This window comes from Motiliproteus sp. SC1-56 (assembly GCF_017309075.1).
Classification (GTDB): Bacteria; Pseudomonadota; Gammaproteobacteria; order Pseudomonadales; family Balneatricaceae; genus Motiliproteus.
Map to the genome: position 1 here is coordinate 160923 of NZ_JAEMGS010000008.1, position 26042 is coordinate 186964.

Consider the following 26042-nt stretch of genomic DNA (forward strand, 5'->3'; position numbering starts at 1 on the left):
GTCAGTTCCTCGCCAGTTGCTGTTCGAGGGGCTGGGGCAGCTTGTCAGGCGCCACGTTCATCAACCGCAACGTTCCGGCCATGACCCGGGAAAAAACCGGTGCCGCCACCTCTCCACCATAATATTCCTGTCCCTGCGGTTCGTCGATCATTACGACGGCCACGTAACGGGGATCCGCCACCGGCGCCACGCCGGCAAACACGGCGATATACTGGTCGTCTTCGTAGCCCTCGCTGCCGACCTTATGCACCGTTCCGGTCTTGCCGGCAACCCGGAAGGCCGGCACCTGGGCGCGCCGGCCGGTGCCGCCCTGGTGCGTCACCGTCTCCATCATGGTCAAAACCTGTCGCGCCACGTGCTCGGGCATGATGCGCTCGGCCGGCTCTGGCTCGTCAAGGCGCAGCAGGCTCAACGGACGCTTGAGCCCACCGGAGGCGATGCTCAGGTAAGCCTGTGCAAGCTGCAGGGGCGTAACAGCCAGGCCATAGCCGTAGGACATGGCGGCGCGTTCCACCACCCGACGCGCGGAGTAGTGGGGCAAGGTGCCGACCCGTTCCCCCGGGAAGCCAATGCCCGTGGCCTGGCCGAGCCCGGCGTTATAGAACATGTTGCGCACGGCGCCGGCATCGATACTGAGCGCCAGCTTGGTGGCCCCCACGTTGCTTGATTTGGTGATGATGTGGGTCACATCCAGCACCCCGTAGTTACGGTGATCCCGGATGGTGCGGTTTTTCACCCGGATATAACCCGGCCGCGTGTCCACCTGGCTGGCGGGGTTGTATTTGCCACTGGCCAGCGCCGCGGCCACGGTGAGCGGTTTAACTGTCGAGCCCGGCTCGAAGGTATCGGTGGTGGCGCGGTTGCGGAGGTGTGCCACCTTGAGCCGGGAGCGGTCATTGGGGTTGTAGGAGGGCTGGTTAACCATCGCCAGCACCTCGCCGGTCTGCACATCCAGCACCACCGCCGAGCCCGACTTGGCTTTGTGCTGCTGCACCGCCGCCTTCAGCTCCCGGTAGGCCAGGTACTGAACCCGCAGATCGATGCTCAGGTGCAGTTCCTGGCCCGGGCGCGCTTCGCTGAGCAGCTGAATATCCTTGATGGTGCGCCCCAGGCGGTCGCGCAGTACGCGCTTACGCCCCGGCTCGCCGCGCAGCCAGTCGTTAAAGGCCAGTTCCAGCCCTTCCTGGCCTTCACCGTCGATGTTGGTAAAGCCCACCAGGTGGGTCGCCACTTCGGCGGCGGGGTAATAGCGTTTGTAGTCGCTCTCGCTGTAGAGCCCCTCCAGGTCCAGCGAAAGCACCCGGCGCGCCTCCTGGGGCGTCAGGTGGCGCTGCAGATAAAGGAAGCGCTTGCCGCGGTTGGCTTCAACCAGACGGCGGATTTTAGCGTAAGGCATCTCGAGCAGGGCAGCCAGCTTGTCGACACCCGGCTGCGCGGGGTCAAAATCCCGGGGGTCCACCCAGATGCTCTCCACCGGCGCACTGACCGCCAGGGGCTCGCCGTTGCGGTCCAGAATCATGCCGCGATGGGCCGGGATACTGCTTACCCGCAGACTGCGGGCGTCGCCCTGCCCCTGCAGGAATTCATCGTCCAGCAGGTGCAGATAGAGGATGCGCGCCACCACCACACCGGTCAGTGCCACCAGCACCAACAGGACCAGACGGAAGCGCCATGTGTAGACCGGCATTTCGCTCACGGATTAACCACCACGATCGATTCAGGCGACGGCACGTGCATGTCCAGCTTTTCACTCACGACTTGTTCAATTCGACTGTGGGAAGCCAGGGCGCTTTGCTCCAGCAAAAGCTGCCCCCACTCCACCTGCAACTGGTTGCGAACCTGAAACAACTGCTGCTGCTCGTTGAACAGCTGGCGGTAAAGATAAGCGCTGTAGATCACACCCAATGCACTCAACACAACAAAAACAGCGAGCAGGGCAGACGCCCCGGCCATCCAGGAACGCCCCCCTTCAATGCCCTGCTCCGCTGTTGAACTGGTTGACTGCTTGGCCATCATCCACTCCGATCAGGCAATCTTCTCAGCGACCCGCATAATGGCGCTGCGCGAGCGCACGTTGCCCGCCACTTCGCCTTCAGTCGCTTTAACCGGCTTGCCCAGCGACTTAAGCCGCTGGTTCAGCATGGATTGAGGAACCGGCAAACCCGGGGGTACTTCTTCACCGCGCACGTGCTTGCGTATAAAGCGCTTGACGATCCGATCCTCCAACGAGTGAAAGCTGATGACCACCAGGCGCCCTCCCACCTTGAGCACCTCCAACGCCTGATCCAGGCAGGCCGTCAGATCATCAAGTTCCCGGTTGATATGGATACGAATTGCCTGAAACGCCCGAGTTGCCGGGTGTTTACCCTTTTCCCACTTAGGATTCGCCTTGGCCACGATCTCGGCCAGCTGGCGTGTGGTTTCAATCGGCGCCTGCTGGCGCTCGCTGACGATGGCGCGAGCCATACGCCGGCTAAAGCGCTCTTCCCCCAACGTGAACAGCACGTCAGCGATCTCCTTTTCACCGGCACGGGCCAGCCACTCGGCGGCGCTCTCCCCCACCTCGGGGTTCATGCGCATATCCAGAGGGCCGTCATTGAGAAAGCTGAAACCGCGCTCGGGATTGTCCAGCTGCGGCGAGGAAACCCCCAAGTCCAGCATGACCCCGTCGACCTGGCCCAGCAGGCCGCGTGCGGCCACCAGCTGTTCCATTTCGGCAAAAGAGCCGTGAGCGATGCTGAAGCGAGCATCCTCGCCGGCGAGCTTACGCCCCTCGAGCACCGCATCAGGATCCTTGTCGATCCCCAGCAGTGCCCCCTCTCGCCCCAGTTGCGACAGGAGCAGGCGCGAGTGACCACCACGACCAAAAGTGCCGTCGATATAGAAACCGTCCGGGTCCACCAGGACCTGCTCGACCGCCTCCTGCAACAGCACCGTGATGTGATTGAACGCCTCGCTCATCGGGACCGTCCTAAAGTGACAATGTCTGAAGCTCTTCCGGCATCGCCCCCGCTTCCGCCTCGTCCAGGTAGGCATCGCGGGTCTCGATCCACAGAGCTTCACTCCAGATCTCAAACTTGCGCCCCTGCCCGAGGAGCACCACTTTTTTGTCCAGCTCCGCGTATTCGCGCAGCGGCGCCGGCAGCAGCAGCCGCCCGTTGCCGTCCATCTCCAGGTCCGTCGCGTGGCCGATCAGCAAGCGTTGAATCCGGCGCGTAGTGGCGTTGAAACTGGACAGGGCCTCGATTTTTTCCTGAATCACCTCCCACTCGGGGAGGGTATAAAGCAGCAGGCACTTGGCCTCGGTGTCAATGGTCGCAACCATCTGGCCGGCACAACTGCTGCTGATTCGCTCACGGTAGCGGGTGGGCATCGCCATGCGCCCCTTGGCATCGAGATTGATGGGATTGACCCCTCGAAACATTGCCGCCGCTTCCCCAAAAAACCACTTTTACCCACTTTTGCCCACTATAGCACACCTGAAAACCAAGACTACCACTTTTACCCACCCTCAGCGGGCGCGCAAAGCCACAGGCCACGGGGTTATTAGCCACATGCATGAGGTTCAAAAAGAAAACGACTGCAGCGCTGATCCATGTCATAAAAATCAACGATATGAGCACAAGGGCGAGAAAACGGCCGCCGAGATGAGCGGACCTGAACGTGAAAACAACTTAAGTAGCGCGCAACAAACTGGGCACACCAAAGAAAAGTGGGAATGGGAGGTGAGAGTCCGCCTGTAAGCCGGGTTCTGTCGTGGACAGCCATTCATCTAGGACCTGCGTCACCACAGGCCTCAAGCAACCTACCCGGATCCAGCGTGGGCCACGCCAATGGATCCCTATTTGGTCTTGCTCCAGGTGGGGTTTACCGTGCCGTGGCGTGTTACCACCCACGCGGTGCGCTCTTACCGCACCCTTTCACCCTTACCGGCGGTCCGGTCCGAAAACCGGTCCGCTTAGGCGGTCTACTCTCTGCTGCACTTTCCGTAGGCTCGCGCCCCCCAGGCGTTACCTGGCACCCTGCCCTGCGGAGCCCGGACTTTCCTCCCTTTCAGCGAAGCTGAAACGGCGACTGTCCGGCGGACTCTCGGCGCGAATGTTACGCCCAAGCCTCACCCGTTACAAGCCGTACCTAGCCCTGCTCCTTCCAGGCCAGCGCCTGTTGATACAGCGGCTTCTTGCGCGCTCCGGTGATGGACGCAGTCAGGGCGGCGGCCTGCTTCAGGGGCAGCTCGGCCAGCAGTATCTTCAGAACCCGAAGCGACTCGTCATCAAGGGCACCGCGTTCGGCTTCGGGCGCCCCCTCCACCACCAGCACGAACTCGCCGCGCCGCTGGTTGGCGTCCTCATCCATCCAGGCCAGCAGCTCGCCCACCGGCGCCCCCCGAATGGTCTCGAAGGTCTTGGTTAACTCCCGGGCAATGACCAGGTAGCGATCGTCCCCAAAACAGTCGCGAATCGCCTCAAGCGCATCCCGAATGCGATGCGGAGACTCGTAAAACACCAGCGTACGGGTCTCCGCCGCCAGCGCTTCCAACCGCGCCAGCCGCGCCTGCGGTTTGGCAGGCAGAAAACCCTCGAACACAAAGCGGTCGGTGGCCACCCCCGAGGCGCTCAGGGCCGCCACCAGCGCACAGGCGCCCGGCACCGGCACCACCGTCACACCCGCCTCGCGGGCCGCCCTCACCAGGTGAAAACCGGGATCCGATATCAGCGGGGTGCCGGCATCGGAGATGAGGGCGATGTTTTCTCCCTCCAGCAAACGCTGTACTATTCTATCGGCCTGAGTTCGCTCATTATGGTCATGCACCGCCCACATAGGGGTTTCAATGCCGAAATGGTTCAGCAAGCGACCACTGTGACGGGTGTCTTCAGCGGCGATCAGGTCCGCCGCGCGCAACACATCCAGCGCCCGCGGGGTCATGTCGCCCAGGTTGCCGATGGGCGTAGAAACGATATAAAGACTCATAAGGCTACAGATCCATCATCAAGCGCATTTTACAGGCACGTATCGATTCGATGAGCACCCTCCGCCGCCCGCTGCTAATTGGCTCCGCGCTCTTTCTGCTTTTTATCCAGGGCTGTACCACGGCGCCACCCTCCCCTGAACCGGTGCCCGCCGAGACGCCGGGACAAGCACTGAGCGAAATCGAACAACTGTTACTGCAGGCTGAAACCAGCACCCCGCTGGCCCGGGCGGAGTATACACTACTGGCCGCCGAGCGCCTCGCCGAAGAAGGCAGCTACACGCGCGCCTCCCGCGTGCTGGAGGGGCTCAACCCCATGTATCTCAATGATACCCAGCACCAGCGTTTAAACTTGCTGCGCGCGGAGCTGGCGCTGGCCAACGACGACCCCGAGGCCGCGCAGCGCTGGCTGGACCAGGTGCGCGCCGAGACGCTGAGTGAAGCACTCTATCAACGCTGGGCAGCGCTCCGCACCCAGACCCAGCTCCAGATCGGCGACGCCTCAACCGCGCTGAAAGCGCTGATCGCCCAGAGCGCCGGGCTAACCGAGGCCCAGCAGGCCGAGCTGCATCCGCAAATCTGGGCCGCCGTTCAAGGGCTCGACGATGAGACCCTGAAGAACCTGGCCGCCGATCCGAGCAACGACTACCTGTTACAAGGCTGGCTCGACCTGGGCCTGGTGACCCGACAGGGAGACCGCGACATACAGGCGCGCAACCAGGCCCTGGAAAACTGGTTGACCCTGTGGAACCTGCATCCCGCCGCAACGACGCTGCCGCCGCAACTGGAGCAGCTGCGCCGCCTCCGCCCCGACGGGATCACCCACCTCGCCGTACTCCTCCCCCAGAGCGGACGCCTGGCCACACCGGCCCGCGCCGTGGTCGAAGGCATTATGGCGGCCCATTACCAGCGTCGGGAGGAAGGCCGCCCGTTGCCACGCCTGAGCTTTTATGACAGCCAGGCGATCGACGATCTGGCCGCCTTTTACCAGAGCGCCCAGGGAGCCGGCGTCGAGCTGGTGATCGGCCCCCTCGACAAAGAGCTGATGAGTCAGCTGATTCCCAAGACCATCATGCCCATCCCCACCCTGGCGCTCAATTATGCCGAGCAGGACACGGGAGCCCTCGATCTTTACCAACTGGGACTGAGCGGCGAGGACGAGGCCCGCCAGGCGGCGCGCCGGGCTTGGAACGACGGTCACCGCATCGCCCTGAGCCTGACTCCGGACACCGACTGGGGCCGCCGTATCGCGGACGCCTTTGAGCAGCAGTGGCGCCTGCTCGGAGGAACCCTGGCCGCCGAGGAGCGCTTCGCCGGGAACGACTTCTCGGAGAAGGTCAGCCGGCTACTGAGCGTCGACCGCAGCGAGACCCGCGCCCAGACCCTGCTGCAGATGGTCACCGAGCCCTTTGAATTCGAAACCCGCCGACGCCAGGATGCCGACTTTCTGTTCCTGAGCGCCCTGATCGCTGAGGCCCGCCAGATCAAACCCACCCTGGCCTTCCATTACGCCGGGCGCCTGCCGGTCTACGCCACCTCCCACGTCTTCGACGGCGAGCCTGCTCCCCTCAAAAACCAGGACCTGGACGGCATCCGCTTTGCCGATACGCCCTGGATCCTGAACAACGACAACCCGCTGCGCGCCTCGCTACTGCGGCACCGGGACAACGCCCGCAGCCGCTTTGGCAAGCTTTACGCCCTTGGCGCCGACGCCTACCGAGTCGCCCCCTACCTCAACCAGCTGCAGGCCCTGCCGGACAGCTACCTACAGGGGCAGACCGGGCGACTGCAGGTCGACCCCCAGGGGCGCCTCAGCCGGGAGCTGGACTGGGCCCTGTTCCGCGACGGGAAGGTGCGGAGACTCAATTGAGCATCACCCGCGGCGCGGAGGTGGAAGCACAGGCGCTGGCCTTTCTGGAACGGCAGGGTGCCCGGCTGGTCAGCCGCAATTACCGGGCCCGGGGCGGCGAGATCGACCTCATCGTCATCCTCGAACAGGTACTCGTGTTCGTCGAGGTGCGGTTTCGAAGCAATTCGCGCTATGACAACGCAGCCGAGTCTGTGGACTACCGCAAGCAACAGCGACTGGCGCTCACCGCCCAGCGCTTCTTACAGGACCGCCCCGACCTTCAGGACACCCCCTGCCGCTTCGATGTATTGGCTTGCCACCCGGAGGCCGGTAAAGTGCAGACTCACTGGATAATCGACGCCTTCCAACCCTGAACTTTGGAAAACCGATGGAACTGCAAGACCGCATTATTGACCACTTTCACCAGAGCCTGGACCTCAAAGCCCACTGTATCGAGGAGTTCGGCCCTACCATCGAGGACGCCGGTCTGCTGCTCTTTCGCTGCCTGGTTTCAGAGAACAAAATCCTCTGCTGTGGCAACGGCAGCTCCGCCGCCCTCGCCCAGCTGTTCTCCTCCCTGATGCTCAACCGCTACCGGCAGGAGCGGCCAGGTCTTCCCGCCATGGCCCTCAACGGCGACAGCACCACCCTCAGCGCCATCGCCGAGGACGGCAGCTTCAGCGAAATCTATTCCAAACAGATCCGAGCCCTGGGACAGCCCGGCGATGTGCTGCTGGCCCTCTCCCCGACCGGGCGCGCGGCCAGCCTGGTCCAGGCCGTCCAGGCGGCCCACGACCGGGAGATGACGGTCATCGCCCTGAGCGGAGACGACGGCGGCGGCATGACGGCCCTTCTCAACCCGGAGGACATCGAAATTTGCATCGACTCCCCTTCACCGGCCCTGGTCCATGAGGTACATTTGCTGATCATTCACGCCCTGTGCGACCTGATTGAATTCCAACTTTTTGGCGGTATCGATTGATGAAATTCCCTTTAATTCTCGCAACGGCAGCCTGCCTGGTGCTCAGCGGCTGCGCCCAAGTTCTCACGGCAACCACCGAAGAACCCATTAAGGAAGACCCCACCCGGCGAACCACCGGCGCGCTCATCGACGACGAGCTGGTTGAGATCAAAGCCCTGGTCAACCTGGCCAAGGCCTCGCCGTCTCTGGAAAACGCGCACATTTCCGCCGTCAGCTTCAACGGCATCATGTTATTGGTAGGCCAGGTTCCCGACGCCCAGAGCCGCAAGCTTGCCGAGCAGGTGGTCAGCAAGCTGCACAAGATCCGCACGGTTCACAACGAGCTGGAGGTGGCCGGCCCCACCTCACAACTGGTGCGCACCAACGACACCTGGCTCACCGGCAAGATCAAGACCGCCATGCTGGCCGACCGAGGCATTGAAGGCAGCCGCCTTAAGGTCGTGACCGAGAACGGCGTGGTCTACCTGATGGGACTGACCACGCAGCGCGAGGCCGAACGCGCCGTTAACCTGGCCCGCCAGACCCAGGGGGTACAGAAAGTAGTGAAAATCTTCGAATACATTCGCTAACCCCCCCTTCAGCCCGATACAAAAAGGCCGCCTTGGATTACCAACGCGGCCTTTTTTACAACCTTCTTACCACCGAGATTCAGCGCTACTTCACCACCTTCAGCGACGGGCGCGCCTTGCCACTCTGAGGCGGCTGCGGGGGCGCGGTGGTCGGCGGCTCGGGGGCACCCGGTTCACGCCCAAAGCTCATACCCTGCCCTGTCTCCTTGGCATAGATCGCCATCACAGCGATGATCGGCACGTGAACGCGCATGGGCACCCCGCCAAACCGGGCGCTGAACTCAACCGCCTCGTTGCTGATCAACAGGTCCTTGACCGCGGTCGATGATACGTTCAGCACAATCTGCCCGTCGCTGACATAGTCCTGGGGAACCTGAACGCCCTGAATACCCGCATCCACCACGATATAGGGGGTACTCAGGTTGTCGTTGATCCAGTCGTTCAGGGCTCGAATGAGATAAGGGCGGCTTGGAGTCATAGGTTTTTGCTGTTCCGCTTGTTCAATGGCGCAAGGATACCAGAGTTAGCCCCGAAGCTCCCCCGCCTCGTCGGGAGAACCCCCTGCCGCGGAGACCGGGCCAGCGCGCACACCTTTTCGCCCTCCCAGCGGCAAACAAAAAAGGGGCGCCAGTGCACCCCTTTTTCAACCCTCTGTAAGCTTAGCGCATCTCGCGCTCCGCCTCGGACAGGGAAGCCTGGAACGAGTCGCGCTCGAACAGACGCTCCATGTAGGCGATCAACGGCTTGACCTGCGCCTCGGGCAGCTCAACCCCCAGCATCGGCAAGCGCCACAGGATCGGCGCCATGCAGCAGTCCACCAGGGTAAACTCCTCGCTCATGAAGAACGGCTTCTCGGCGAAGATCGGCGCAATGGCCACCAACCCGTCGCGAAGCGCCTGGCGAGCGGCCGTCACTGCCTTCTCGTCATCACCGGCCAGAATGGTTTCAATCAGGCCGCACCAGTCCTTCTCGATACGGTGCATGAACAGACGGCTCTCGGCACGGGCCACCGGGTAGACCGGCAACAACGGCGGGTGCGGGAAACGCTCGTCCAGATACTCCATCATGATATTGGGCTCATAGAGCACCAGATCACGGTCGATCAAGGTCGGCAGGCTGTTGTAGGGGTTAAGATCCGCCAGTTCCGCGGGCTTGCTGTCCGCGTCAACATCCAGGATTTCCACCGCCACTCCCTTCTCCGCCAGTACGATGCGTACGCGGTGGCTGTAGTGATCCATACCATCGGAAAAGAAAGTCATTGAGGAACGTTTTGCCGTTACGCCCATTGGTATCCCCTTGGATATTTGCGCAATTTATCAAATGCGTACGCGGCCCTGAGGCCGCGCACGTCAAAATCAATGCCCCCGAGGGGGCAGACACTCTTAGTGAACGTCTTTCCAGTACTCTTTCTTCAGGGCATACGCCAGGAAGAACAGAATCACCAGGAAGCCGAGCACCCAGGGTGCGACCCGCTTTGCGATCAACGCAGAAGGCTCGCCCATGTACGTCATGAAGTTGGTCAGGTCGTACATGGCCTGGTCGAACTCCTCGGGCGTCATGGAGCCCTTCTTGATCAGCTCGAACTCCTCGCAGTGCTCACCCTTACAGGCCTGGACACCCTGCATGGAAGCCAGCACGTTGGGCATACCCACATCCGGGAACACCTTGTTGTTGACACCCCAGGGACGGTTTTCGTCCACGTAGAAGCTCTTCAGGTAAGTGTAGATCCAAGCCCCGCCGCGCAGGCGCGCCTCGAGGGTCAGATCCGGCGGCGGCGCACCAAACCAGGCAGTGGCAGCCTCGGTGGGCATCGCAATCGTCATCTGCTCACCGATCTTCTTGTCACCGACGATCAGGTGCTCTTCAACGTAGGCATTTTCCATGCCCAGGTCAGTGGCGGCGCGCTCGTAGCGCTGGTACTTGGCCGAGTGGCAGCCCATGCAGTTTTCGACGAACAGCTTCATGCCGTTCTGCAGGGACTCTTTGTCCTCCAGATTCGCCTCAAAGGGCAGCAGAGGTACTTTCGCGCCGGCCGCCATGACGGACATGGGCAGCGCGGCAAAAAGGATAGCGATCAATAGCTTTTTCATTAGCCTGTCACCCTCTCAGGAACCGGTTTAGTCTTCTCCATCTTGCTGTACCAAGGCATCGCCAGGAAAAAGACGAAGTACAGCGTGGTCGTGATCTGTGCCACCAGGGTGCGCCCAGGCGTGGAGGGCAGCGCGCCCAGAACACCCAGAATCACGAAGGAGACCGCAAAGACCACCAGCATCAGCTTGGAGATCATGCCCTTGTAGCGAATTGACTTAACCGGGCTCTTGTCCAGCCAGGGCAGCACGAACAGGATAGCGATCGCAGCCCCCATCACCACGACACCCCAGAACTTGGCGTCCACACCGAACAACGGGTAGGTCACGGCGCGCAGCATGGCGTAGAAGGGCGTGAAGTACCACACGGGCGCGATGTGCTCGGGGGTCTTCAGCGGGTTAGCCGGCTCAAAGTTGGGCTTCTCCAGGAAGTAGCCACCGCCTTCGGGGAAGAAGAACACCACCAGCAGGAAGACGAAGAGGAAGACCACCACGCCGACAATGTCCTTGACGGTGTAGTACGGGTGGAAAGGAATGCCGTCCAGGGGCACGCCGTTCTCGTCCTTCTTCTTCTTGATTTCGACGCCGTCGGGGTTGTTGGAACCCACTTCGTGCAGCGCCAGGATGTGCAGAACCACCAGCGCCAGCAGCACAATCGGCAGGGCGATCACGTGCAGGGCGAAGAAACGGTTCAGGGTGATGCCGGAGATCAGGTAGTCACCACGGATCCACTGCTGCAGGTCTTCGCCGATCCAGGGAATGGCGCCGAACAGGGAGATGATCACCTGGGCACCCCAGTAGGACATCTGACCCCAGGGCAGCAGGTAGCCCATGAAGGCCTCGGCCATCAGGCAGAGGTAGATGGCCATACCGAAGATCCAGATCAGCTCGCGAGGATTCCGGTAGGAGCCGTACATCATGCCGCGGAACATGTGCAGGTAGACCACCACGAAGAAGGCCGAAGCCCCGGTGGAGTGGAGGTAACGCAGCAGCCAGCCCCACTCGACATCACGCATGATGTACTCAACGGAGGCGAAGGCGCCTTCGGCAGAGGGGTTGTAGCTCATGGTCAGCCAGATACCGGTCAGGATCTGGTTGACCAGCACCAGCAGTGCCAGCGAGCCAAAGAAGTACCAGAAGTTGAAGTTCTTCGGGGCGTAATACTTGCTGAGGTGATCTTCCCACATCTGTGTAGCGGGGAAACGATCATCAATCCAGCGCATCAGGCCCTTTTCGGCCTTGCTTCTATTTGGGTTTCCCATTTTATGCAGTCTCCTCAGGATCAACACCGACCATGATCACCTTGTCGTCAATGTACGCGTGGGGCGGAATCACCAGGTTGGTGGGTGCAGGAACCCCCTTGTAGACGCGTCCGGACAGGTCGAACTTGGAGCCGTGACAGGGGCAGAAGAAGCCGCCCAGCCACTCTTCACCGAGATCTTCGGGAGCAATCTCAGGACGGTAGGTCGGCGAGCACCCCAGGTGGGTGCAGATACCGGTCATTACCGCGAATTCCGGCTTCAGGGCCCGTACCGGCGTATTGGGAATGTAGTCGGGCTGCTGCGGCTTCTCAGACGCGGGGTCGGCGAGCTTGTCGTCGAGCTTCGCCAGATTCTCCAGCGCTTCCTCAGTACGGCGAACGATCCAGACCGGCTTGCCACGCCACTCCACAATCATCTGCTGTCCCGGCTCCAGCTTGCTGACGTCCGCCTTCACAGGGGCGCCGGCGGCCTTCGCCTTGGCACTGGGATTCCAAGAAGCCACGAAGGGGACCGCTGCGCCAACAGCACCCACCGCCCCAACAACGGAGGTGGTGGCTACCAGGAGGCGACGGCGCCCTTTATCTACGCCTTCATTACTCATCAAGGTTTCTCCCGTTTACCGACCGCTCTGGCGGCCGACGGGCCGCTCAATGGGTCGCAATGAACTAAAGACTTAGCGCCCCCCGCGCCAAGCGCACGCGGAGGGTCGAATTCACGGTTGAACAAAATGGGCGAGATTTTAAAGAGAAAGGGCCATTCTGGCAAGGCGGGCAGGGGCTTTTTTGCAGTGCATTATACTAACGGGGAACCCGCTCAACGCACCCAAAACCACCCCTAAAAACCTTGAAACGCGCGGCCGGCAAAGGATAGAGAAAATGCCGTCCGTCCAGCCGAGAACCTGACGCAAGCCGCCGACAGAGCCCAGCGAACACAGCCCCGCTCGCCCGAAACACACAACCACAAATCAGCCGGTTACATATATCAACCCGAGCCAGGCCTGACGACGGTGACAAGCAACCGCCCCCTCGCAGGCAACATCCCGGCCCGAACAAGCACCCGCCACAGAAATGAAAAAAGCGCCTGCCCCGAGCGGGACAGACGCTTTTCTGCAACCGGCGTAAGCGATTAACGCTTGGAGAACTGAGGCTTCTTACGGGCCTTGCGCAGACCGACCTTCTTACGCTCGACTTCACGGGCGTCACGGGTCACGTAACCGGCCTTGCGCAGCACAGGACGCAGAGACTCGTCGTACTCCATCAGGGCACGGGTAATGCCGTGGCGGATCGCACCGGCCTGACCGAAGCTGCCGCCGCCTTCAACGGTGATGTGCAGGTCAAACTTGCCGGTGGTCTCGGTCAGCTCCAGCGGCTGACGTACGATCATACGCGCCACTTCGCGGCCGAAGTACTGCTCCAGAGAGCGCTTGTTGATGGTGATGTTGCCAGTGCCCGCTTTCAGGAAGACACGCGCAGTGGAAGTCTTGCGACGACCGGTACCGTAGTATTGAGTAGTAGACATATCCGCCTTCCTTTAGATGTTCAGTTCTTGAGGTTGCTGAGCTGCATGGGGGTGCTGGCCGCCGGCGTAAACTTTCAGCTTGGCGAACATGGCACGACCCAGCGGGCCCTTGGGCAGCATCCCCTTAACGGCGGACTGCAGGACACGCTCGGGAGCGTGGTCGATCAGCTTGTCGAAGGACATGGAACGCAGACCACCGGGGTAACCGGTGTGGCGGTGATACATCTTGTCCTTGGCCTTGTTACCGGTCACGCGGACCTTCTCGGCATTGACCACAACGATGTAGTCACCGGTGTCAACGTGAGGCGTATACTCGGGCTTGTGCTTGCCGCGCAGACGACGGGCGATTTCGGTGGCCAGGCGACCCAGGGTCTTGCCCTCAGCGTCAACCACAAACCACTCGCGCTTTACTTCAGCGGGCTTCGTGCTAACAGTTTTCATGAACTTTGCCTTTAATCTTCCCCGGACTTTAAGGGCCCGGCGTTTCCTATAATTATTGGTTGCCGCCAAGCGACAACAGGAGGTCGTTACGGGGAGCCCAAAACCACTCCAGCCGAAACGGACGGCGCATTATACGGAAAAGAATTCGCCTTGTTAAGGTCGAATTCGCTTTTTATGCGCGATGTGCCCGGGCCAGGTATTCGTGAGACTGCATCTCCAGCAGGCGGCTGGTGGTGCGCTCGAATTCGAACTCCAGGCGACCACCGGCGTACAGGTCCTTGAGCGGTGCAGCCGCGGAGAGAATCAGCTTCACCCCGCAGTCGTAGAACTCGTCCACCAGGTTGATAAACCGCCGCGCCTGATCATCCCGCTCCCCGCCCAGCACCGGCACATTGGACACCAACACCGCATGGTAGAGCTTGGCCAGCTCAATGTAGTCGTTCTGGCTGCGCGGCCCCTCGCACAGCGCCTCGAAGTCGAACCAGACCACGTCTTCACAGCAACGGCGGCTGTGAATCGGCCGGCGGTTGACTTCCAGAACCTGCCCGTTGATCGCCTCATTCAGATCCGGGGCCAGGCGCTCGAAACTCTGGTTCAGACTGCTATCTGCCGCGTCACCCAGCGGATGATGATACAGCTCAGCCTGCTCCAGCGTACGTAGACGGTAATCCACCCCGCCGTCCACATTGACCACCTCAGTGTAGCGGTTGATCAGCGCGATGGCCGGCAAAAAACGGGCGCGTTGCAGGCCGTTCTCGTAGAGCCGGTCGGGAATGATATTGGAGGTAGCGACCAGGGCCACGCCGTGACCGAACAGTTTCTCCATCAGTCCGCCCAGAATCATGGCGTCGGTAATGTCGGAGACGAAAAACTCGTCAAAGCAGATCACTTCCGCTTCCGAGGCTAGGCGGCCGGCGACGATGTCCAACGGGTTTTTCTCCCCCGCCAGCTCGGTCAGGTCCCGGTGCACGCGCTGCATAAAGCGATGAAAGTGGGTGCGCAGCTTCTGGGTAAAAGGAAGGCTGTCGTAAAAGGTATCCATCAGGTAGGTCTTGCCGCGCCCCACCCCGCCCCAGAAATAGAGCCCTTTCACCGGCTCAACCGGCTGTTTTTTTAAGCGCCGACCCAGTCGCTGAATCAGCCGCGGCTTGGGACGGCTGCGCCGCGCCAGGAGGTCATCGTACAGGCGCTGCAGGTGGCGGACCGCCATTTCCTGGGCCGGATCAGCGGCGAAGTCGTCGCGTGTGAGATCTTGATGATAGCGCTCTAGAGGAGTCATAAAATTAAAGCGGTTTGCCGAAATCGGGGCACTGTAACCATTGCGCCAGCGCTTGGCAATTAGCCGAACGCGGAAGGCGCGGCCCTTGAGTTGCCGCGGCCAAGCCTCTAGCATCGCCCCATTCGACCACGTAGAGACACCGATATGATCCGCGGCCTGACCACCATAATGCTGTTCTGGGTGCTTGGGGAGAGCCTCCACTTCCTGACAGGACTGGCGGTCAGCGGCAACGTGCTCGGCATGCTGCTGCTGTTTGCCTGGCTGCTCTTCCGCCAGCGGATAGACCTTGAGCTGGAACAGGCCAGCAGCGCCCTCATCGCCCAGCTCTCCCTGCTCCTGCTACCCGGCGGTGTCGGCCTGTTCTTCCTCGGCGAACGGATGAGCGGTCAGTGGCTGCCGCTGCTGACCGCCGTCATCGTCGGCTCGCTGCTCAGCACCTTTATCTGTCTTGTGCTGATGAAGGCTCTGGTCGCGCGAAAGGAGAGTCGATAATGGAGCGCATTACCGCCCTCGCCGAACATCTGTCCCAGACACCGCTGCTGCCGGTGGCCCTGACCCTGCTGGCCTACCAGCTGGGGCTCATGCTCTTTCAAAAACTCAAGCGCCCGGCCTGGCTCCCCCCCATCGTTGCCGGCAGCCTGCTGCTGGTCCCGATGATCGCCCTGCTGCTGGACTACGCAACCTATTATAGCGGCGCCAAATGGATCAGCTTTTTGCTGGGCCCGGCCACCGTGGCCCTCGCCGTTCCGCTGTTCCTGCAGTTCCGGCACATCCGCGAACTGTTCGTTCCCATTGCCGTCACCCTCTGCGTGGGCGCCCCCCTGGCCGCGGGCCTGGCGCTGGGCATCGCCTGGCTGCTGGGTGCCGATCTCGCGGTTCTGGCGAGCCTTGCGCCAAAATCGGTCACTGCGCCGATTGCAGTGAGCCTGACCGAGCAGCTGGGAGGCGTGGTCCCCCTCGCGGTAGGCATCGTTGCCCTCACCGGCGTACTCTGCTCACTGTTTGCGCCGCTGTGCTGTCGCTGGCTGAAGATCGAGGACGAGCGCATTCTCGGTTTCGTGATGGGGCTGAACGGCCACGGCATCGCCACCGCCCGCGCCTTTGAACTCGGCCATCAGGCGGGCGCGTTCTCCAGCCTGGCCATGGGACTGACCGGTGCCTTCACCGCCCTACTGCTCCCCCTGGCCTGGGCCCTGCTTGCCTAGGCGAAAGCCTGGTAAAGGGCAAACGCCGCCAGCCCGAGAAAGAGCAGGCCGCTGATCCGGTGAATGGTCCCCAAAGGCAGGTGATTGATGAAACGGCGTCCGGCCACCACCCCCAGCACCGTGGTCCCCAGCAACGCCAGGGTTGAGCCCAGCCAGACCGCCAGGGCGTTCTGAGTACTGCCCAGCCCCGCCACCGCCAGCTGCGTCTTGTCCCCGAACTCGGCAACGAAGATCAGCAGGAAGGACGTAATGAAGAGACTGTGCCCGCTGCGCTCGGAACCGGCATCGGCCTCCTCCTCTCCGTCATCAAAGAGCAGCGCCTGCACACCAAAAATACCGAACAGCAGCGCCACCGCCAACGCCAGCCAGGCTTGGGGAATCCAGGCGGCCACCACCGCCCCAAACAGGACCGCCAGCAGGTTGAGCAGGGCAAAGGCCCCCACCGCCCCCAGCAGCACCGGCCAGGGGCGGTGACGCGCCGCCAGGCTCATGCAGACCAGTTGGCTCTTATCACCGAACTCGGCCAGAAAAATCACCACAAAAGCGGCGCCAGCAGTGGAGAAGAGGGCGCCTAGAGCGGGAAGCTGAAAATCCATAGCGGCTTACATCCGTCGCAGAAAAAGCGCGCATTATAGCGCCCTGCCCGCGCCATCAGGTGGAAAAAATTGCCACAAAGCAGTTGTTTTCCGACGACGCTTTTCCTATCATTCGTGCCGCTGGAAACAGCCCCTCATGAGATCGGTGTGTAGCGCAGCCTGGTAGCGCACTTCCTTCGGGAGGAAGGGGTCGGAGGTTCGAATCCTCTCACACCGACCATCTCTACTTCCCCAGACCATCGAACCGTCTATTTAAGCACCTAGCCCGCCCCCTCAGTTTGAGCACATGGGGTTACGGCCATGGAAAAGGACAGGGTCCCTGTTAATGTCTTCTAAAAGCAGGTTTCTTTCTGCAATTGAAGCCAACACCGCTGTGACGCCTTGAAAACAACCCGCTCAGCGCTCAGCCCCCGGATCAAGCAACTCGATCCAGTGCTGTACCGGCACCTTGGCCTGGGTTTCCAGGTGTAGCTGGCAACCAACGTTGGCCGTCACGATCCGGTCCGGCTGATCGATGGACAGGGCGGCCAGCTTGTTATTTAACAGCCGTTGGCTAAGGTCTGGCTGCAGGATCGAGTAGGTCCCGGCCGAGCCGCAGCACAGGTGCTTGCCCGTCGTCGCGGCGAGTTCAATCCCCGCCTTGCTGAGCAACGCTTCCACCACCCCACCCTGCTTCATGGCGTGCTGCTGAGTACAAGGGCAATGGACCGCGACCTTGCCGGGCTGACCGGTCAGTGCCAGCTTGGAAAGATCCTCATCGGCCAGAATATCGGCCAGGTCCCGGGCCAGGACGCTCACCCGCGCCGCCTTCTGCGCATACGCGGGGTCATCCCGCAGCAGGTAGCCGTACTCCTGGACCATGGCCCCGCAGCCCGAAGCCGTCATGACGATCGCTTCGGCGCCCGCCTCGATCGCCGGCCACCAAGCGTCGATATTACGGCGCACGAAATCCAGCCCTTCCTCGTGTTCAGAGAGGTGATAGCTCACCGCCCCGCAACAGCCGGCCTTCGGGGCCTCCACCAGAGTAATGCCCAGGCGATCCAGCACCCGGGCGGCGGCCCCGTTGGTCTCGGGGGTCGCGGCGGGCTGGACACAACCGGCCAGGGCCAGCATCACCCGGGGGTGGCTGCTGGCCGGCCAGGGCGAGGCGGCGCGACGGGGCGGTACTTTTTTTCTTAGCCGCTCGGGCAGCATCGGCGCGACCCATTGCCCGAGCCGCAACAAGGAACCAAACCGACGCCGGTACGGCAGCACCCGCCTCAGAGCCCAGCGGACCAACCGCTCCCCGGGAGCACGTTGCAGTTTTTCTTCCACCAGCCCGCGGCCGATGTCCACCAGCCGTCCGTACCGGACCCCGGAGGGGCAGGTGGTTTCACAGCTTCGACAGGTAAGGCAGCGGTCGAGGTGGGTGCGGGTTTTGTCGCTGACCTCGCCCCCTTCCAGCAGTTGCTTGATCAGGTAGATGCGGCCACGGGGGCCGTCCCGCTCGTCGTTAAGCTCCTGGTAAGTTGGGCAGGTAGCGGTGCAAAAACCGCAATGGACGCAGGAGCGGAGGATCGCCTCTGCCTCCTGCCCCTCACGCCGTTGTTTATAGTCTTCCGTGAGATTGGTCTGCATCGGTTACTGTCCCTCACATCCAGCTATAAAGGCGGCCGGGATTGAACAGGCTGTCGGGGTCAAAGCCGCGCTTCAAGCGTTGCTGCAAAGTCTGCAGGGCATGGGGCTGGCTGTGGAATACCTCGCCGCTGCGATCGCCCCCCTTAAAAAGCGTGACACTGCCGCCCATCTCCTTCGCCACGGGTTCATAGCGTTCAATGTCACCGGCGGCCCGCAGCCAGCGCTGGGCCCCGCCCCAGTCCACCAGCCACTCCCCATCCAACGCCGGCTGCGGTGCCGTGGGGCTGACGGAAAAGCGCCACAGGGGCGTATCGCCCGCGAAGAACTCCAGCTGCTGATCACGCAACTGCCGCCAGAATTCATCCGCTTCACTGTACGGCTCTCCACCCCACTGCTGAACGGTGGACTCCACCGACGAGCGGGCGCCGGCGAGCCGCGTGTGCAATTTGCCCTGCCACCAGCACACGGCAGAGATGGGCTTGGGCGTCGCCGCGCGTTCGTTGCTTACCCTGAGGGCCTCGTCCAGCCCCATCGACTCCACCAGCGTCACCTGGCAGGCCGGCCTGGGCAACACCTTGAGGCTGACTTCGGTGATCACCCCCAGAGTGCCCATGGCCCCCGCCATCAGCCGGGAGACATCGTAGCCGGCAACGTTTTTCATCACCTGGCCGCCGAAGCGAAGCGCCTCACCCCGGCCGTTGATCAGCCGGATGCCCAATAGGTGATCGCGCATCGAACCCTGCCACGGCCGCCCGGGACCTGAAAGATTGCAGGCCAGGGTGCCGCCCAGGGTCGACTGGTCGCTGAAACGGGGCGGCTCAAACGCCAGCATCTGCCCCTGCTCCTCCAAGAGCGCTTCGATCTCGCCAATGGGGGTACCAGCGCGGGCGGTGACCACCAGCTCCACCGGCTGGTAACTGACCACGCCGCGGTGCTGTCCCACATCCAGCAAATCCCCGCTGGATTGGCGCCCCATGAACGCCTTGCTTCCCCCTCCGACGATGTTCAGCTGGCGCCCTTCGCTGCGGGCGCTCAGCACCTGTTGCTGTAGCTGCCGGGTCAGATCAGACATGGGAGCCTCCGCAGGATGAGGGAGCGGGATGCTCGGCTGAGGGGGGCTCGATGCTTCGGTACTCCTGGCATTGGCGCAGGGTGGGCACCCCTTTGCCGGGGTTCAGGGTGCCTGCGGGGTCAAACGCGGCCTTGATCCGGTGGAACTGGGCCAGCTCCTCGGGGTTGAACTGCACCGGCATCTGGCGGATTTTCTCGATGCCGACGCCGTGCTCACCGGTAATGCAGCCGCCCACCTGAACGCAGAGTTCGAGTATTTTGGCGCCGAACGCCTCGGTTTTTTCGAATTCACCGGGCACGTTGGCATCAAACAGGATCAACGGGTGCAGGTTGCCATCGCCGGCGTGAAACACGTTGGCGACCCGTAGGCCGTAGTGCTCCGACATTTTTTGCATCTCGGTGAGCACGTGGGCCAGTTGCCCTCGAGGAATAGTGCCGTCCATGCAGTAGTAGTCGGGCGATATACGGCCAACCGCGGGAAACGCCGACTTGCGCCCCTTCCACAGCAGCGCGCGCTCGGCTTCGCTTTGCGAGGTGCGGATGGAGGTGGCGCCAAAACGGTGGAACAACTGCTCCACCCGTTCAATGTGCTCCTGCACCTCTTCGCAGGTGCCGTCCACTTCGCACAATAACAACGCCTGCGCATCCTTCGGGTACCCCGCCCGGGCGAAGTCCTCGGCGGCGCGAATCGCGTGGCTGTCCATCATCTCCAGGCCCGCGGGAATGATCCCTTCGGCGATAATTCCGCCCACCGCGTCGCCCGCGGCCTGGACGCTGTCAAAGGCGGCCATCACCACCCGCGCCTTTTCCGGAATCGGCAGCAGCTTGACGGTGACTTCCGTCACCACACCGAGCAGCCCCTCGGAGCCATTCAACAATGCCAGCAGGTCCATGCCGGGGCTGTCCAGCCCGCCGCTGCCGATGGTCAGGCGTTCGCCCTCCACCGTGATCAGCTCGACCTTAAGCACGTTGTGCACCGTCAGACCGTACTTGAGGCAGTGCACCCCGCCGGAGTTTTCGGCCACGTTGCCGCCGATGGTGCAGGCGATCTGGGACGAGGGGTCGGGGCCGTAGTAAAGCCCGTGCCGGGCCGCCGCCTCACTGATGGCGAGGTTGCGCACCCCTGGCTGCACCCGGGCCGTACGACCCAGCGGGTCGATCTCAAGAATGCGCTTGAATTTTGCCAGCGACAGCAGCACCCCCTGGCGGTTGGGCATCGCCCCGGCACAGAGGCCGGTACCGGCCCCCCGCGCCACCACCGGTACCTGGTGCTGATGACAGATTTTCATCACCTGCTGCACCTGTTCCACCGTTTCCGGAAGCACCACCAGCAGCGGCATCTCGCAGTACATGGAGAGCCCGTCACACTCGTAGGGCTTCTGGGTCTCCGGGTCCTCGATCACGAAGTCCGGGTCGATAAACTGGCGAAACAGCTGCGCCAGCTGGCCACGATCAGGACCCGTATTGGGGCTAGGGCTGGGACGGGTATTGGCCAATTCGCTCATCAAACACTCCGTATGCGCATCGGGGCGGACGCCGTTCAGCCCTGCTCGGCTGCGCGGCTCTGCAAAAAGTGGTCGATTCCGGCCTGGGCGCAGAGCATGTCCTGCTGCGGCGTGCCGGAGCTAATCCCGATTCCTCCCACCACCTCACCGTCGACCGCCACCGGCAACCCACCGCCGACCACGCACAGGCGTCCGCCGATGGCGGTATGAATACCGAACACCAGACTGCCCGGGACGCAGACTTCGTTGTACTCGTGGGTCGCCTTGCGCGCCGCCGCCGCGGTAAAGGCCTTGTCCTGGGCAATGGTCACGCTGGTGACTTTGCCCCCATCCATCCGTTCAAAGGCCACCAACGCCCCCGACTCGTCGGTGATGGCGATACACATCGGCACCCCGATCTCAACGGCCTTGTTGCGCGCCCCTTCGATCAGGCACTGGGCCTCTCGCTGGTTCAAGCGGTTAATCGATAGCATTCGACGACTCCCGGAAAAGGCCCCTGCCCAGACGGCCGGGGCGGTTAATGGATCAAGCCAACCCCTGTTGCATTAGAGCCGGTTACGCGCTTTAACCTCGCGCCGCCTTGCATGCAGCACAGGCTCGGTGTAGCCGTTGGGCTGCTGGCAGCCTTTGAAAATCAGATCGCAGGCCGCCTGGAACGCCACCGAATTATCAAAGTCGGGGGCCATGCGGCGGTAGTCGGGGTCGCCCGCATTCTGCACGTCCACCACCGAAGCCATGCGTTTCAAGGTTTCCATCACCTGATCATCGGTACAGATGCCATGGTGCAGCCAGTTGGCCAGGTGCTGACTTGAAATGCGCAGGGTGGCGCGGTCCTCCATCAGCTCCACGTTGTTGATATCAGGCACCTTCGAGCAGCCGATTCCCTGTTCGACCCAGCGCACCACGTAACCCAGCAGTCCCTGAATGTTGTTGTCGAGCTCCGCCTGAATCTGCTGCGCGCTGAGGGGCTGGTCACCCAGCAGGGGCGGCGTCAGGAGCGGCTCTAGCGGCACGCGCTCACGGAAGGCCAGTTCCGTCTGCCGCTGAGCGACATTGAGCTGATGGTAGTGGGTAGCGTGCAGGGTAGCCGCCGTTGGCGAGGGCACCCAGGCGCAGTTGGCCCCTGCTCGAGGATGTGCCAGTTTGCTGTCCAGCATCTCGCGCATCTCCTCGGGCTTGGGCCACATCCCCTTGCCGATCTGGGCCACCCCCTTGAGGCCGCACTCCAGGCCGATATCGACGTTACGATCCTCGTAGGCGGCGATCCATGGCTGGCCCTTGATCGCCTCTTTGGGCAGCACCGGGCCTGCCTCCATGCTGGTGTGGATCTCATCCCCGGTGCGGTCAAGAAAGCCGGTGTTGATAAACACCAGGCGGTCCTTAACGGCTCGAATACAGGCTTTCAGATTGACCGAGGTGCGCCGTTCTTCGTCCATCACCCCGACCTTGAGGGTGTTGGGGGCAAGACCCAGCAGCTGCTCAACGCGGGCAAAGAGCTCGTCGGTAAAGGCCACTTCGTCCGGACCGTGCATCTTGGGTTTGACGATGTAAACGCTGCCCCGGCGGCTGTTGCGGTAGGCACCGTTACCCTTTAAATCGTGGATGGCGCAAAGACTGGTGACCAAGGCGTCCAGGAAACCTTCGGGTATCTCGGCGCCCTCGGCATCCAGTATGGCGTCGGTGGTCATCAGGTGACCGACGTTACGCACTAGCAAAAGACTGCGACCGTGCAGCGTCAGCGACTCGCCGTTGGCGGCGGTGTAACTGCGGTCGCCATGCAGGCGGCGCGTCAGGTTCTTGCCGTTTTTGACGAAGGTTTCCTCGAGGGTTCCTTTCATCAGCCCCAGCCAGTTGCGATACACCAGCACCTTGTCGGCGGCGTCCACCGCGGTGACCGAGTCCTCGCAGTCGAGGATGGTGCTCAGCGCCGCCTCAAGAATCACGTCCTTTACCCCGGAGGGGTTGTCGGCGCCGATGGGGTGGCTGCGGTCGATCTGCAACTCGATATGCAGTCCCTGGTTACGCAACAAGATGGCCAGACAACCGCCGGTTTCGCTGAAGCCGATAAACTGCTGGGGCTGCTGCAAGCCGGTGCTGCGACCATCTGCCAACTGAATCGTCAGGCTGTGCTGGCCTTTATGGCTCTGCACCCGGTATTCGGTAACCTCCTGGTGAGAGCCCTCAGCCAACGGCGCGGACCGGTCCAGAAAATCAGCCGCCCACGCCACCACTTTTGCCCCGCGGCGCGGGTTGAAAGCGCCGCCTTTTTCGCAGCCGTCTGCCTCATCGATCACGTTGGTGCCGTAGAGGGCATCATACAGACTGCCCCAGCGCGCGTTGGCGGCGTTGAGGGCAAAGCGGGCGTTGTTGACCGGCACCACCAGCTGGGGGCCGGCGATCCGGGCGATCTCGTCATCCACGTTGCGGGTGCCGAGGGTGAAGTCCTCCCCCTCCGCCACCAGGTAGCCGATCTCCTCGAGAAAGGCCTTGTAACGCGGCATGTCGAGGGGCTCGCCCTTGTGCGCGCGGTACCACTCGTCCAGCCGCTCCTGCATCCGGTCCCGGGTCTGCAGCAGGGCCCGGTTTCTGGGCCCCAGCTGATTGACGATGGCCTCAAACCCCGCCCAGAGCCGCTCCGGCGCGACGCCGGTTCCAGGCAGGATCTCATCGGTAATAAGGTCATAGAGCGCGGTGTCGATTTGCAGCCCGCCTTTGTTAACGCGTGCGTTCATAGAATTCTCTCGACTTGGTAAAAAGTTCGGTGATTAACGTCCGTATCAACGGTGCCTACGCGAAAGGAGCGGCGACCGCCGCTAGCCATACACCATGTTCGGCAGCCAGGTGACGATGGCGGGGAACAGGATGCAGAGCAGCAATCCAACGGCCTGCAGCGCCAGGAACACCAGGGACGAGCGGAAGATGGTGGCCATGCTGATGTCCGGCGGACAGACGCCGCGGATGTAGAACAGGGCGTATCCGAACGGCGGGCTGAGGAAGGACATCTGCATATTCACCAGGTAGAGCACCCCGAACCAGAGCACCACGTCTTCGCCGGGCACCGCGGGCAGGCCGAACAGCCCCTCAAAACTGAGCGCCTTGACGATGGGAATAAAGATCGGCACGGCCAGCAGCAGAATACCCACCCAGTCCAGGAACATGCCAAGGATCACCAGCAACACCATCAGCAGGAACAGGATGCCGTAGGCGGACATGCCGGTGCCGAGAATGGTTTCGGTGATAAAGTCCTGCCCACCCTGAAGGATGTAGAAGCCCACGAACACCGAGGCGCCGAACATGATCCACAGCACCATCGCGGTGGCCTTGGCGGTGGTCACCGAGGCGTCCTTCAGACTGGCGATGGAGAAGGCGCCGTGCTTCCAGGCCACCAGCATCGCCCCGAAGGAGCCGATACCTGCCGCTTCCACCGGCGTGGCGATACCGCCGAACAGCAGTCCGAGGACCAGCATCACCAGGATCAGCGGCGCGATCAGGTCCTTGAGCAGCAGGATCTTCTCCTTCAGCGAGATGCGCTCATCCGGCGGCACCGGCGGCCCGATCTCTGGGTTGAGTTTGGCCCGGATCAACACGTAGGTGACATACATGCCGGAGAGCATCAGCCCCGGCACCACAGCCCCGAGATAAAGCTCACCCACCGACTGCTGGGCGACCACCGCGTAAAGGATCGCGAGAATGGAAGGGGGAATGAGGATGCCGAGGGTGCCGCCTGCCATGATGGAGCCGAGGGCAATCTGGTGATCGTAGCCACGCTTGAGCATGGCCGGCAGAGCGATGATCCCCATGGTGACTACCGCAGCCCCGATGACCCCTACCATGGCCGCCAGGATGGTGGACGCCAGGATGGTGGCCGTGGCCAGCCCTCCACTGAGGCCGCCCATCCACTTGTAGACAACGTTGAACATCTCTTCGATCAACCCCGCCCGCTCCAGCATCGAGGCCATGAAGATAAACAGCGGAATCGCGGCCAGATCGGAGTTGGTCATCATCGGGAAAATACGCCCGGGGATGATGTTGAGCATATTGGCATCGCCCACCAGATAGACGTACATCACCCCCAGCCCGCCGGTGACAAACGCCAGGGGCAACCCCATCATCAGCACCACCAGAAGGGAGCCGAACATCAGGTAGGTCAGCGGGGCGATTTCAAGGTGGGACAGACTGCCCGCCAGGCGAAAAAGGAAGTAGTCATCTTCGTAGGGGTCGTAAAAGACCGCGTTGATAAACTCGACCCCGATCACCAGGGCAAAGCCCAGGGTCGCCAGCACCATCAGCCAGCTACCCAGTTTTCCGGAAGGGGAGGCGGATACGGGAAGCGATGCCCCGCTCTCAAGTGTTTTGGGAGTCATTGCACATCCTCACGGCCCATACGGATATAGAGCTGAACATCTTTGATCAGCTTGGAGACGCCGGCCATCAGGATCAGCACCGCACCCAGCAGCATCATCCCTTTCACCGGCCAGTACTGAATGCCCCAGGTTTCCACCGTGGTTTCGCTCATGGCATAGGCATTCTCAAAGAAGATCCAGGAGGTGCCCACCAGGGCGATGGCAAAGATGAAAAAGAACATCGAGGTAAAAATATCCATACCCACCCGCCCCCGTTTCGGCAGCAGGTTGTAGATCACATCCACCCGCACATGCGCCCCGTGCAGCAAAGCGAAACCGCCCGCCAGCAGGTACTGCATTCCCAGTAGCAGGAAGGAGGCTTCATGCACCCAGATGGTGGGCATGTTGAACAGGTAACGCATCACCACTTCGAAGAAGTAGAAACAGACGGCGTTGACGGTCCAGAACGCCACGAACACCCCCGAGCGCTCGCTGATCCAGTCCAGCACCCGGGTCAGCCCGTTACCCGGCGGCGGAGCCGTCGAATCGGCGTCCTCAGAGTGAGCGTTGTCGGAGCCGGGCGAGATCGCCTCTCCTTTCTCCCGTGTCGCCGCGCGCCGGTCCAGGGCCATCATGATCAGCGGCATGACCGCCAGCCAGCCCCAGTACAGCCAGTGCGGCATCACAAAGCCGAAGCCTTCCAAGTCAGACATGGTGAATTACCTCGTTCGATCAAGGGGGAGGAACGC

27 protein-coding genes, 1 tRNA gene and 1 other RNA gene are annotated in these 26042 nt (G+C 62.1%); 7 read left to right on the forward strand and 22 right to left on the reverse strand.

Annotation, left to right across the window (positions count from 1 at the left end; all coding sequences use genetic code 11):
* Position 1: 1 nt before the first annotated feature.
* The 6 genes from JGZ97_RS10935 to rsmI all read right to left on the reverse strand — a co-directional run bounded on the left by JGZ97_RS10935 (position 2) and on the right by rsmI (position 4971).
* Entirely contained in the window at positions 2 to 1687 is a 1686-nt protein-coding gene (locus JGZ97_RS10935; RefSeq protein ID WP_207062716.1) for a penicillin-binding protein 2, read from the reverse strand.
* Between the two features lie 5 nt (positions 1688 to 1692).
* The gene (gene ftsL, locus JGZ97_RS10940; protein ID WP_242521685.1) at positions 1693 to 2013 is read right to left on the reverse strand and encodes a cell division protein FtsL; all 321 of its coding nucleotides are present in this window, start codon (positions 2011 to 2013) and stop codon (positions 1693 to 1695) included.
* A 12-nt stretch (positions 2014 to 2025) separates the two neighbouring features.
* Positions 2026 to 2961, reverse strand: a complete 936-nt coding sequence (gene rsmH, locus JGZ97_RS10945; RefSeq protein WP_207062653.1) for a 16S rRNA (cytosine(1402)-N(4))-methyltransferase RsmH — start codon at positions 2959 to 2961, stop codon at positions 2026 to 2028.
* A 10-nt stretch (positions 2962 to 2971) separates the two neighbouring features.
* Positions 2972 to 3424, reverse strand: coding sequence for a division/cell wall cluster transcriptional repressor MraZ (mraZ, locus tag JGZ97_RS10950; RefSeq protein ID WP_207062654.1), 453 nt, complete (start codon positions 3422 to 3424; stop codon positions 2972 to 2974).
* A gap of 300 nt (positions 3425 to 3724) precedes the next feature.
* Positions 3725 to 4090, reverse strand: an RNA gene (rnpB, locus tag JGZ97_RS10955) — RNase P RNA component class A.
* Between the two features lie 44 nt (positions 4091 to 4134).
* Entirely contained in the window at positions 4135 to 4971 is an 837-nt protein-coding gene (gene rsmI / locus JGZ97_RS10960) for a 16S rRNA (cytidine(1402)-2'-O)-methyltransferase (RefSeq protein WP_207062655.1), read from the reverse strand.
* A 50-nt stretch (positions 4972 to 5021) separates the two neighbouring features.
* Here rsmI and JGZ97_RS10965 point away from each other — a divergent pair, with 50 nt between their 5' ends.
* The 4 genes from JGZ97_RS10965 to JGZ97_RS10980 are packed head-to-tail and all read left to right on the forward strand — an operon-like array spanning position 5022 to position 8369.
* Entirely contained in the window at positions 5022 to 6839 is a 1818-nt protein-coding gene (locus JGZ97_RS10965; RefSeq protein WP_207062656.1) for a penicillin-binding protein activator, read from the forward strand.
* Complete coding sequence (locus JGZ97_RS10970) at positions 6836 to 7192, forward strand: YraN family protein (RefSeq protein ID WP_207062657.1); 357 nt, start codon at positions 6836 to 6838, stop codon at positions 7190 to 7192. Before JGZ97_RS10965 ends, JGZ97_RS10970 begins: the two co-directional genes overlap by 4 nt.
* Before the next feature lie 14 nt (positions 7193 to 7206).
* The gene (locus tag JGZ97_RS10975) at positions 7207 to 7800 is read left to right on the forward strand and encodes an SIS domain-containing protein (protein WP_207062658.1); all 594 of its coding nucleotides are present in this window, start codon (positions 7207 to 7209) and stop codon (positions 7798 to 7800) included.
* Positions 7800 to 8369: a BON domain-containing protein gene (locus JGZ97_RS10980; protein ID WP_207062659.1), complete on the forward strand. Its 570-nt coding sequence runs from the start codon at positions 7800 to 7802 to the stop codon at positions 8367 to 8369. The genes JGZ97_RS10975 and JGZ97_RS10980 overlap by 1 nt, the downstream gene beginning before the upstream one ends.
* 85 nt (positions 8370 to 8454) lie before the next feature.
* Here the strand turns inward: JGZ97_RS10980 and JGZ97_RS10985 are convergent, their stop codons facing one another.
* From JGZ97_RS10985 to zapE, 8 genes are all read right to left on the reverse strand, one after another.
* Positions 8455 to 8847, reverse strand: a complete 393-nt coding sequence (locus tag JGZ97_RS10985; RefSeq protein WP_207062660.1) for a ClpXP protease specificity-enhancing factor — start codon at positions 8845 to 8847, stop codon at positions 8455 to 8457.
* 181 nt (positions 8848 to 9028) lie between these two features.
* Positions 9029 to 9655 carry a stringent starvation protein SspA gene (gene sspA / locus JGZ97_RS10990; RefSeq protein WP_207062661.1) on the reverse strand — a complete coding sequence of 209 codons (627 nt, stop codon included), beginning with the start codon at positions 9653 to 9655 and terminating at the stop codon, positions 9029 to 9031.
* Positions 9656 to 9751: 96 nt separating this feature from the next.
* Positions 9752 to 10459, reverse strand: coding sequence for a cytochrome c1 (locus JGZ97_RS10995; RefSeq protein ID WP_207062662.1), 708 nt, complete (start codon positions 10457 to 10459; stop codon positions 9752 to 9754).
* Entirely contained in the window at positions 10459 to 11718 is a 1260-nt protein-coding gene (locus tag JGZ97_RS11000; RefSeq protein WP_207062663.1) for a cytochrome bc complex cytochrome b subunit, read from the reverse strand. Before JGZ97_RS11000 ends, JGZ97_RS10995 begins: the two co-directional genes overlap by 1 nt.
* A gap of 1 nt (position 11719) precedes the next feature.
* Positions 11720 to 12319, reverse strand: a complete 600-nt coding sequence (gene petA, locus JGZ97_RS11005; RefSeq protein WP_207062664.1) for a ubiquinol-cytochrome c reductase iron-sulfur subunit — start codon at positions 12317 to 12319, stop codon at positions 11720 to 11722.
* A gap of 524 nt (positions 12320 to 12843) precedes the next feature.
* Positions 12844 to 13236 carry a 30S ribosomal protein S9 gene (gene rpsI / locus JGZ97_RS11010; protein ID WP_207062665.1) on the reverse strand — a complete coding sequence of 131 codons (393 nt, stop codon included), beginning with the start codon at positions 13234 to 13236 and terminating at the stop codon, positions 12844 to 12846.
* Between the two features lie 12 nt (positions 13237 to 13248).
* Complete coding sequence (gene rplM / locus JGZ97_RS11015; protein WP_207062666.1) at positions 13249 to 13677, reverse strand: 50S ribosomal protein L13; 429 nt, start codon at positions 13675 to 13677, stop codon at positions 13249 to 13251.
* Between the two features lie 172 nt (positions 13678 to 13849).
* On the reverse strand, positions 13850 to 14956 hold the full coding sequence (gene zapE, locus JGZ97_RS11020) for a cell division protein ZapE (protein ID WP_207062667.1): 1107 nt from the start codon (positions 14954 to 14956) through the stop codon (positions 13850 to 13852).
* Between the two features lie 144 nt (positions 14957 to 15100).
* On the opposite strand from zapE, the gene JGZ97_RS11025 reads away from it, so the two are divergent.
* Positions 15101 to 15448: a CidA/LrgA family protein gene (locus tag JGZ97_RS11025; protein WP_207062668.1), complete on the forward strand. Its 348-nt coding sequence runs from the start codon at positions 15101 to 15103 to the stop codon at positions 15446 to 15448.
* On the forward strand, positions 15448 to 16161 hold the full coding sequence (locus JGZ97_RS11030) for an LrgB family protein (protein ID WP_207062669.1): 714 nt from the start codon (positions 15448 to 15450) through the stop codon (positions 16159 to 16161). The genes JGZ97_RS11025 and JGZ97_RS11030 overlap by 1 nt, the downstream gene beginning before the upstream one ends.
* Here JGZ97_RS11030 and JGZ97_RS11035 read toward each other — a convergent pair.
* The gene (locus JGZ97_RS11035) at positions 16158 to 16757 is read right to left on the reverse strand and encodes a TMEM165/GDT1 family protein (RefSeq protein WP_207062670.1); all 600 of its coding nucleotides are present in this window, start codon (positions 16755 to 16757) and stop codon (positions 16158 to 16160) included. The two genes, JGZ97_RS11030 and JGZ97_RS11035, sit on opposite strands and share 4 nt — an antisense overlap.
* Positions 16758 to 16900: 143 nt before the next feature.
* Here JGZ97_RS11035 and JGZ97_RS11040 point away from each other — a divergent pair.
* Positions 16901 to 16977: transfer RNA gene (locus tag JGZ97_RS11040), tRNA-Pro, on the forward strand.
* A gap of 176 nt (positions 16978 to 17153) precedes the next feature.
* Here JGZ97_RS11040 and glcF read toward each other — a convergent pair.
* From glcF to JGZ97_RS11075, 7 genes are all read right to left on the reverse strand, one after another.
* On the reverse strand, positions 17154 to 18374 hold the full coding sequence (glcF, locus tag JGZ97_RS11045) for a glycolate oxidase subunit GlcF (RefSeq protein ID WP_207062671.1): 1221 nt from the start codon (positions 18372 to 18374) through the stop codon (positions 17154 to 17156).
* Between the two features lie 13 nt (positions 18375 to 18387).
* Complete coding sequence (glcE, locus tag JGZ97_RS11050) at positions 18388 to 19446, reverse strand: glycolate oxidase subunit GlcE (protein ID WP_207062672.1); 1059 nt, start codon at positions 19444 to 19446, stop codon at positions 18388 to 18390.
* Positions 19439 to 20950 carry an FAD-linked oxidase C-terminal domain-containing protein gene (locus JGZ97_RS11055; protein WP_207062673.1) on the reverse strand — a complete coding sequence of 504 codons (1512 nt, stop codon included), beginning with the start codon at positions 20948 to 20950 and terminating at the stop codon, positions 19439 to 19441. The genes glcE and JGZ97_RS11055 overlap by 8 nt, the downstream gene beginning before the upstream one ends.
* A gap of 35 nt (positions 20951 to 20985) precedes the next feature.
* Positions 20986 to 21423: a heme-binding protein gene (locus tag JGZ97_RS11060; RefSeq protein WP_207062674.1), complete on the reverse strand. Its 438-nt coding sequence runs from the start codon at positions 21421 to 21423 to the stop codon at positions 20986 to 20988.
* Between the two features lie 72 nt (positions 21424 to 21495).
* Complete coding sequence (locus JGZ97_RS11065) at positions 21496 to 23682, reverse strand: malate synthase G (protein ID WP_207062675.1); 2187 nt, start codon at positions 23680 to 23682, stop codon at positions 21496 to 21498.
* Positions 23683 to 23763: 81 nt separating this feature from the next.
* Positions 23764 to 25314: a TRAP transporter large permease subunit gene (locus JGZ97_RS11070; protein ID WP_207062676.1), complete on the reverse strand. Its 1551-nt coding sequence runs from the start codon at positions 25312 to 25314 to the stop codon at positions 23764 to 23766.
* A complete protein-coding gene (locus JGZ97_RS11075; protein ID WP_207062677.1) occupies positions 25311 to 26006 on the reverse strand; it encodes a TRAP transporter small permease subunit in 696 nt (231 codons plus the stop codon). Before JGZ97_RS11075 ends, JGZ97_RS11070 begins: the two co-directional genes overlap by 4 nt.
* Between the last annotated feature and the right edge of the window lie 36 nt (positions 26007 to 26042).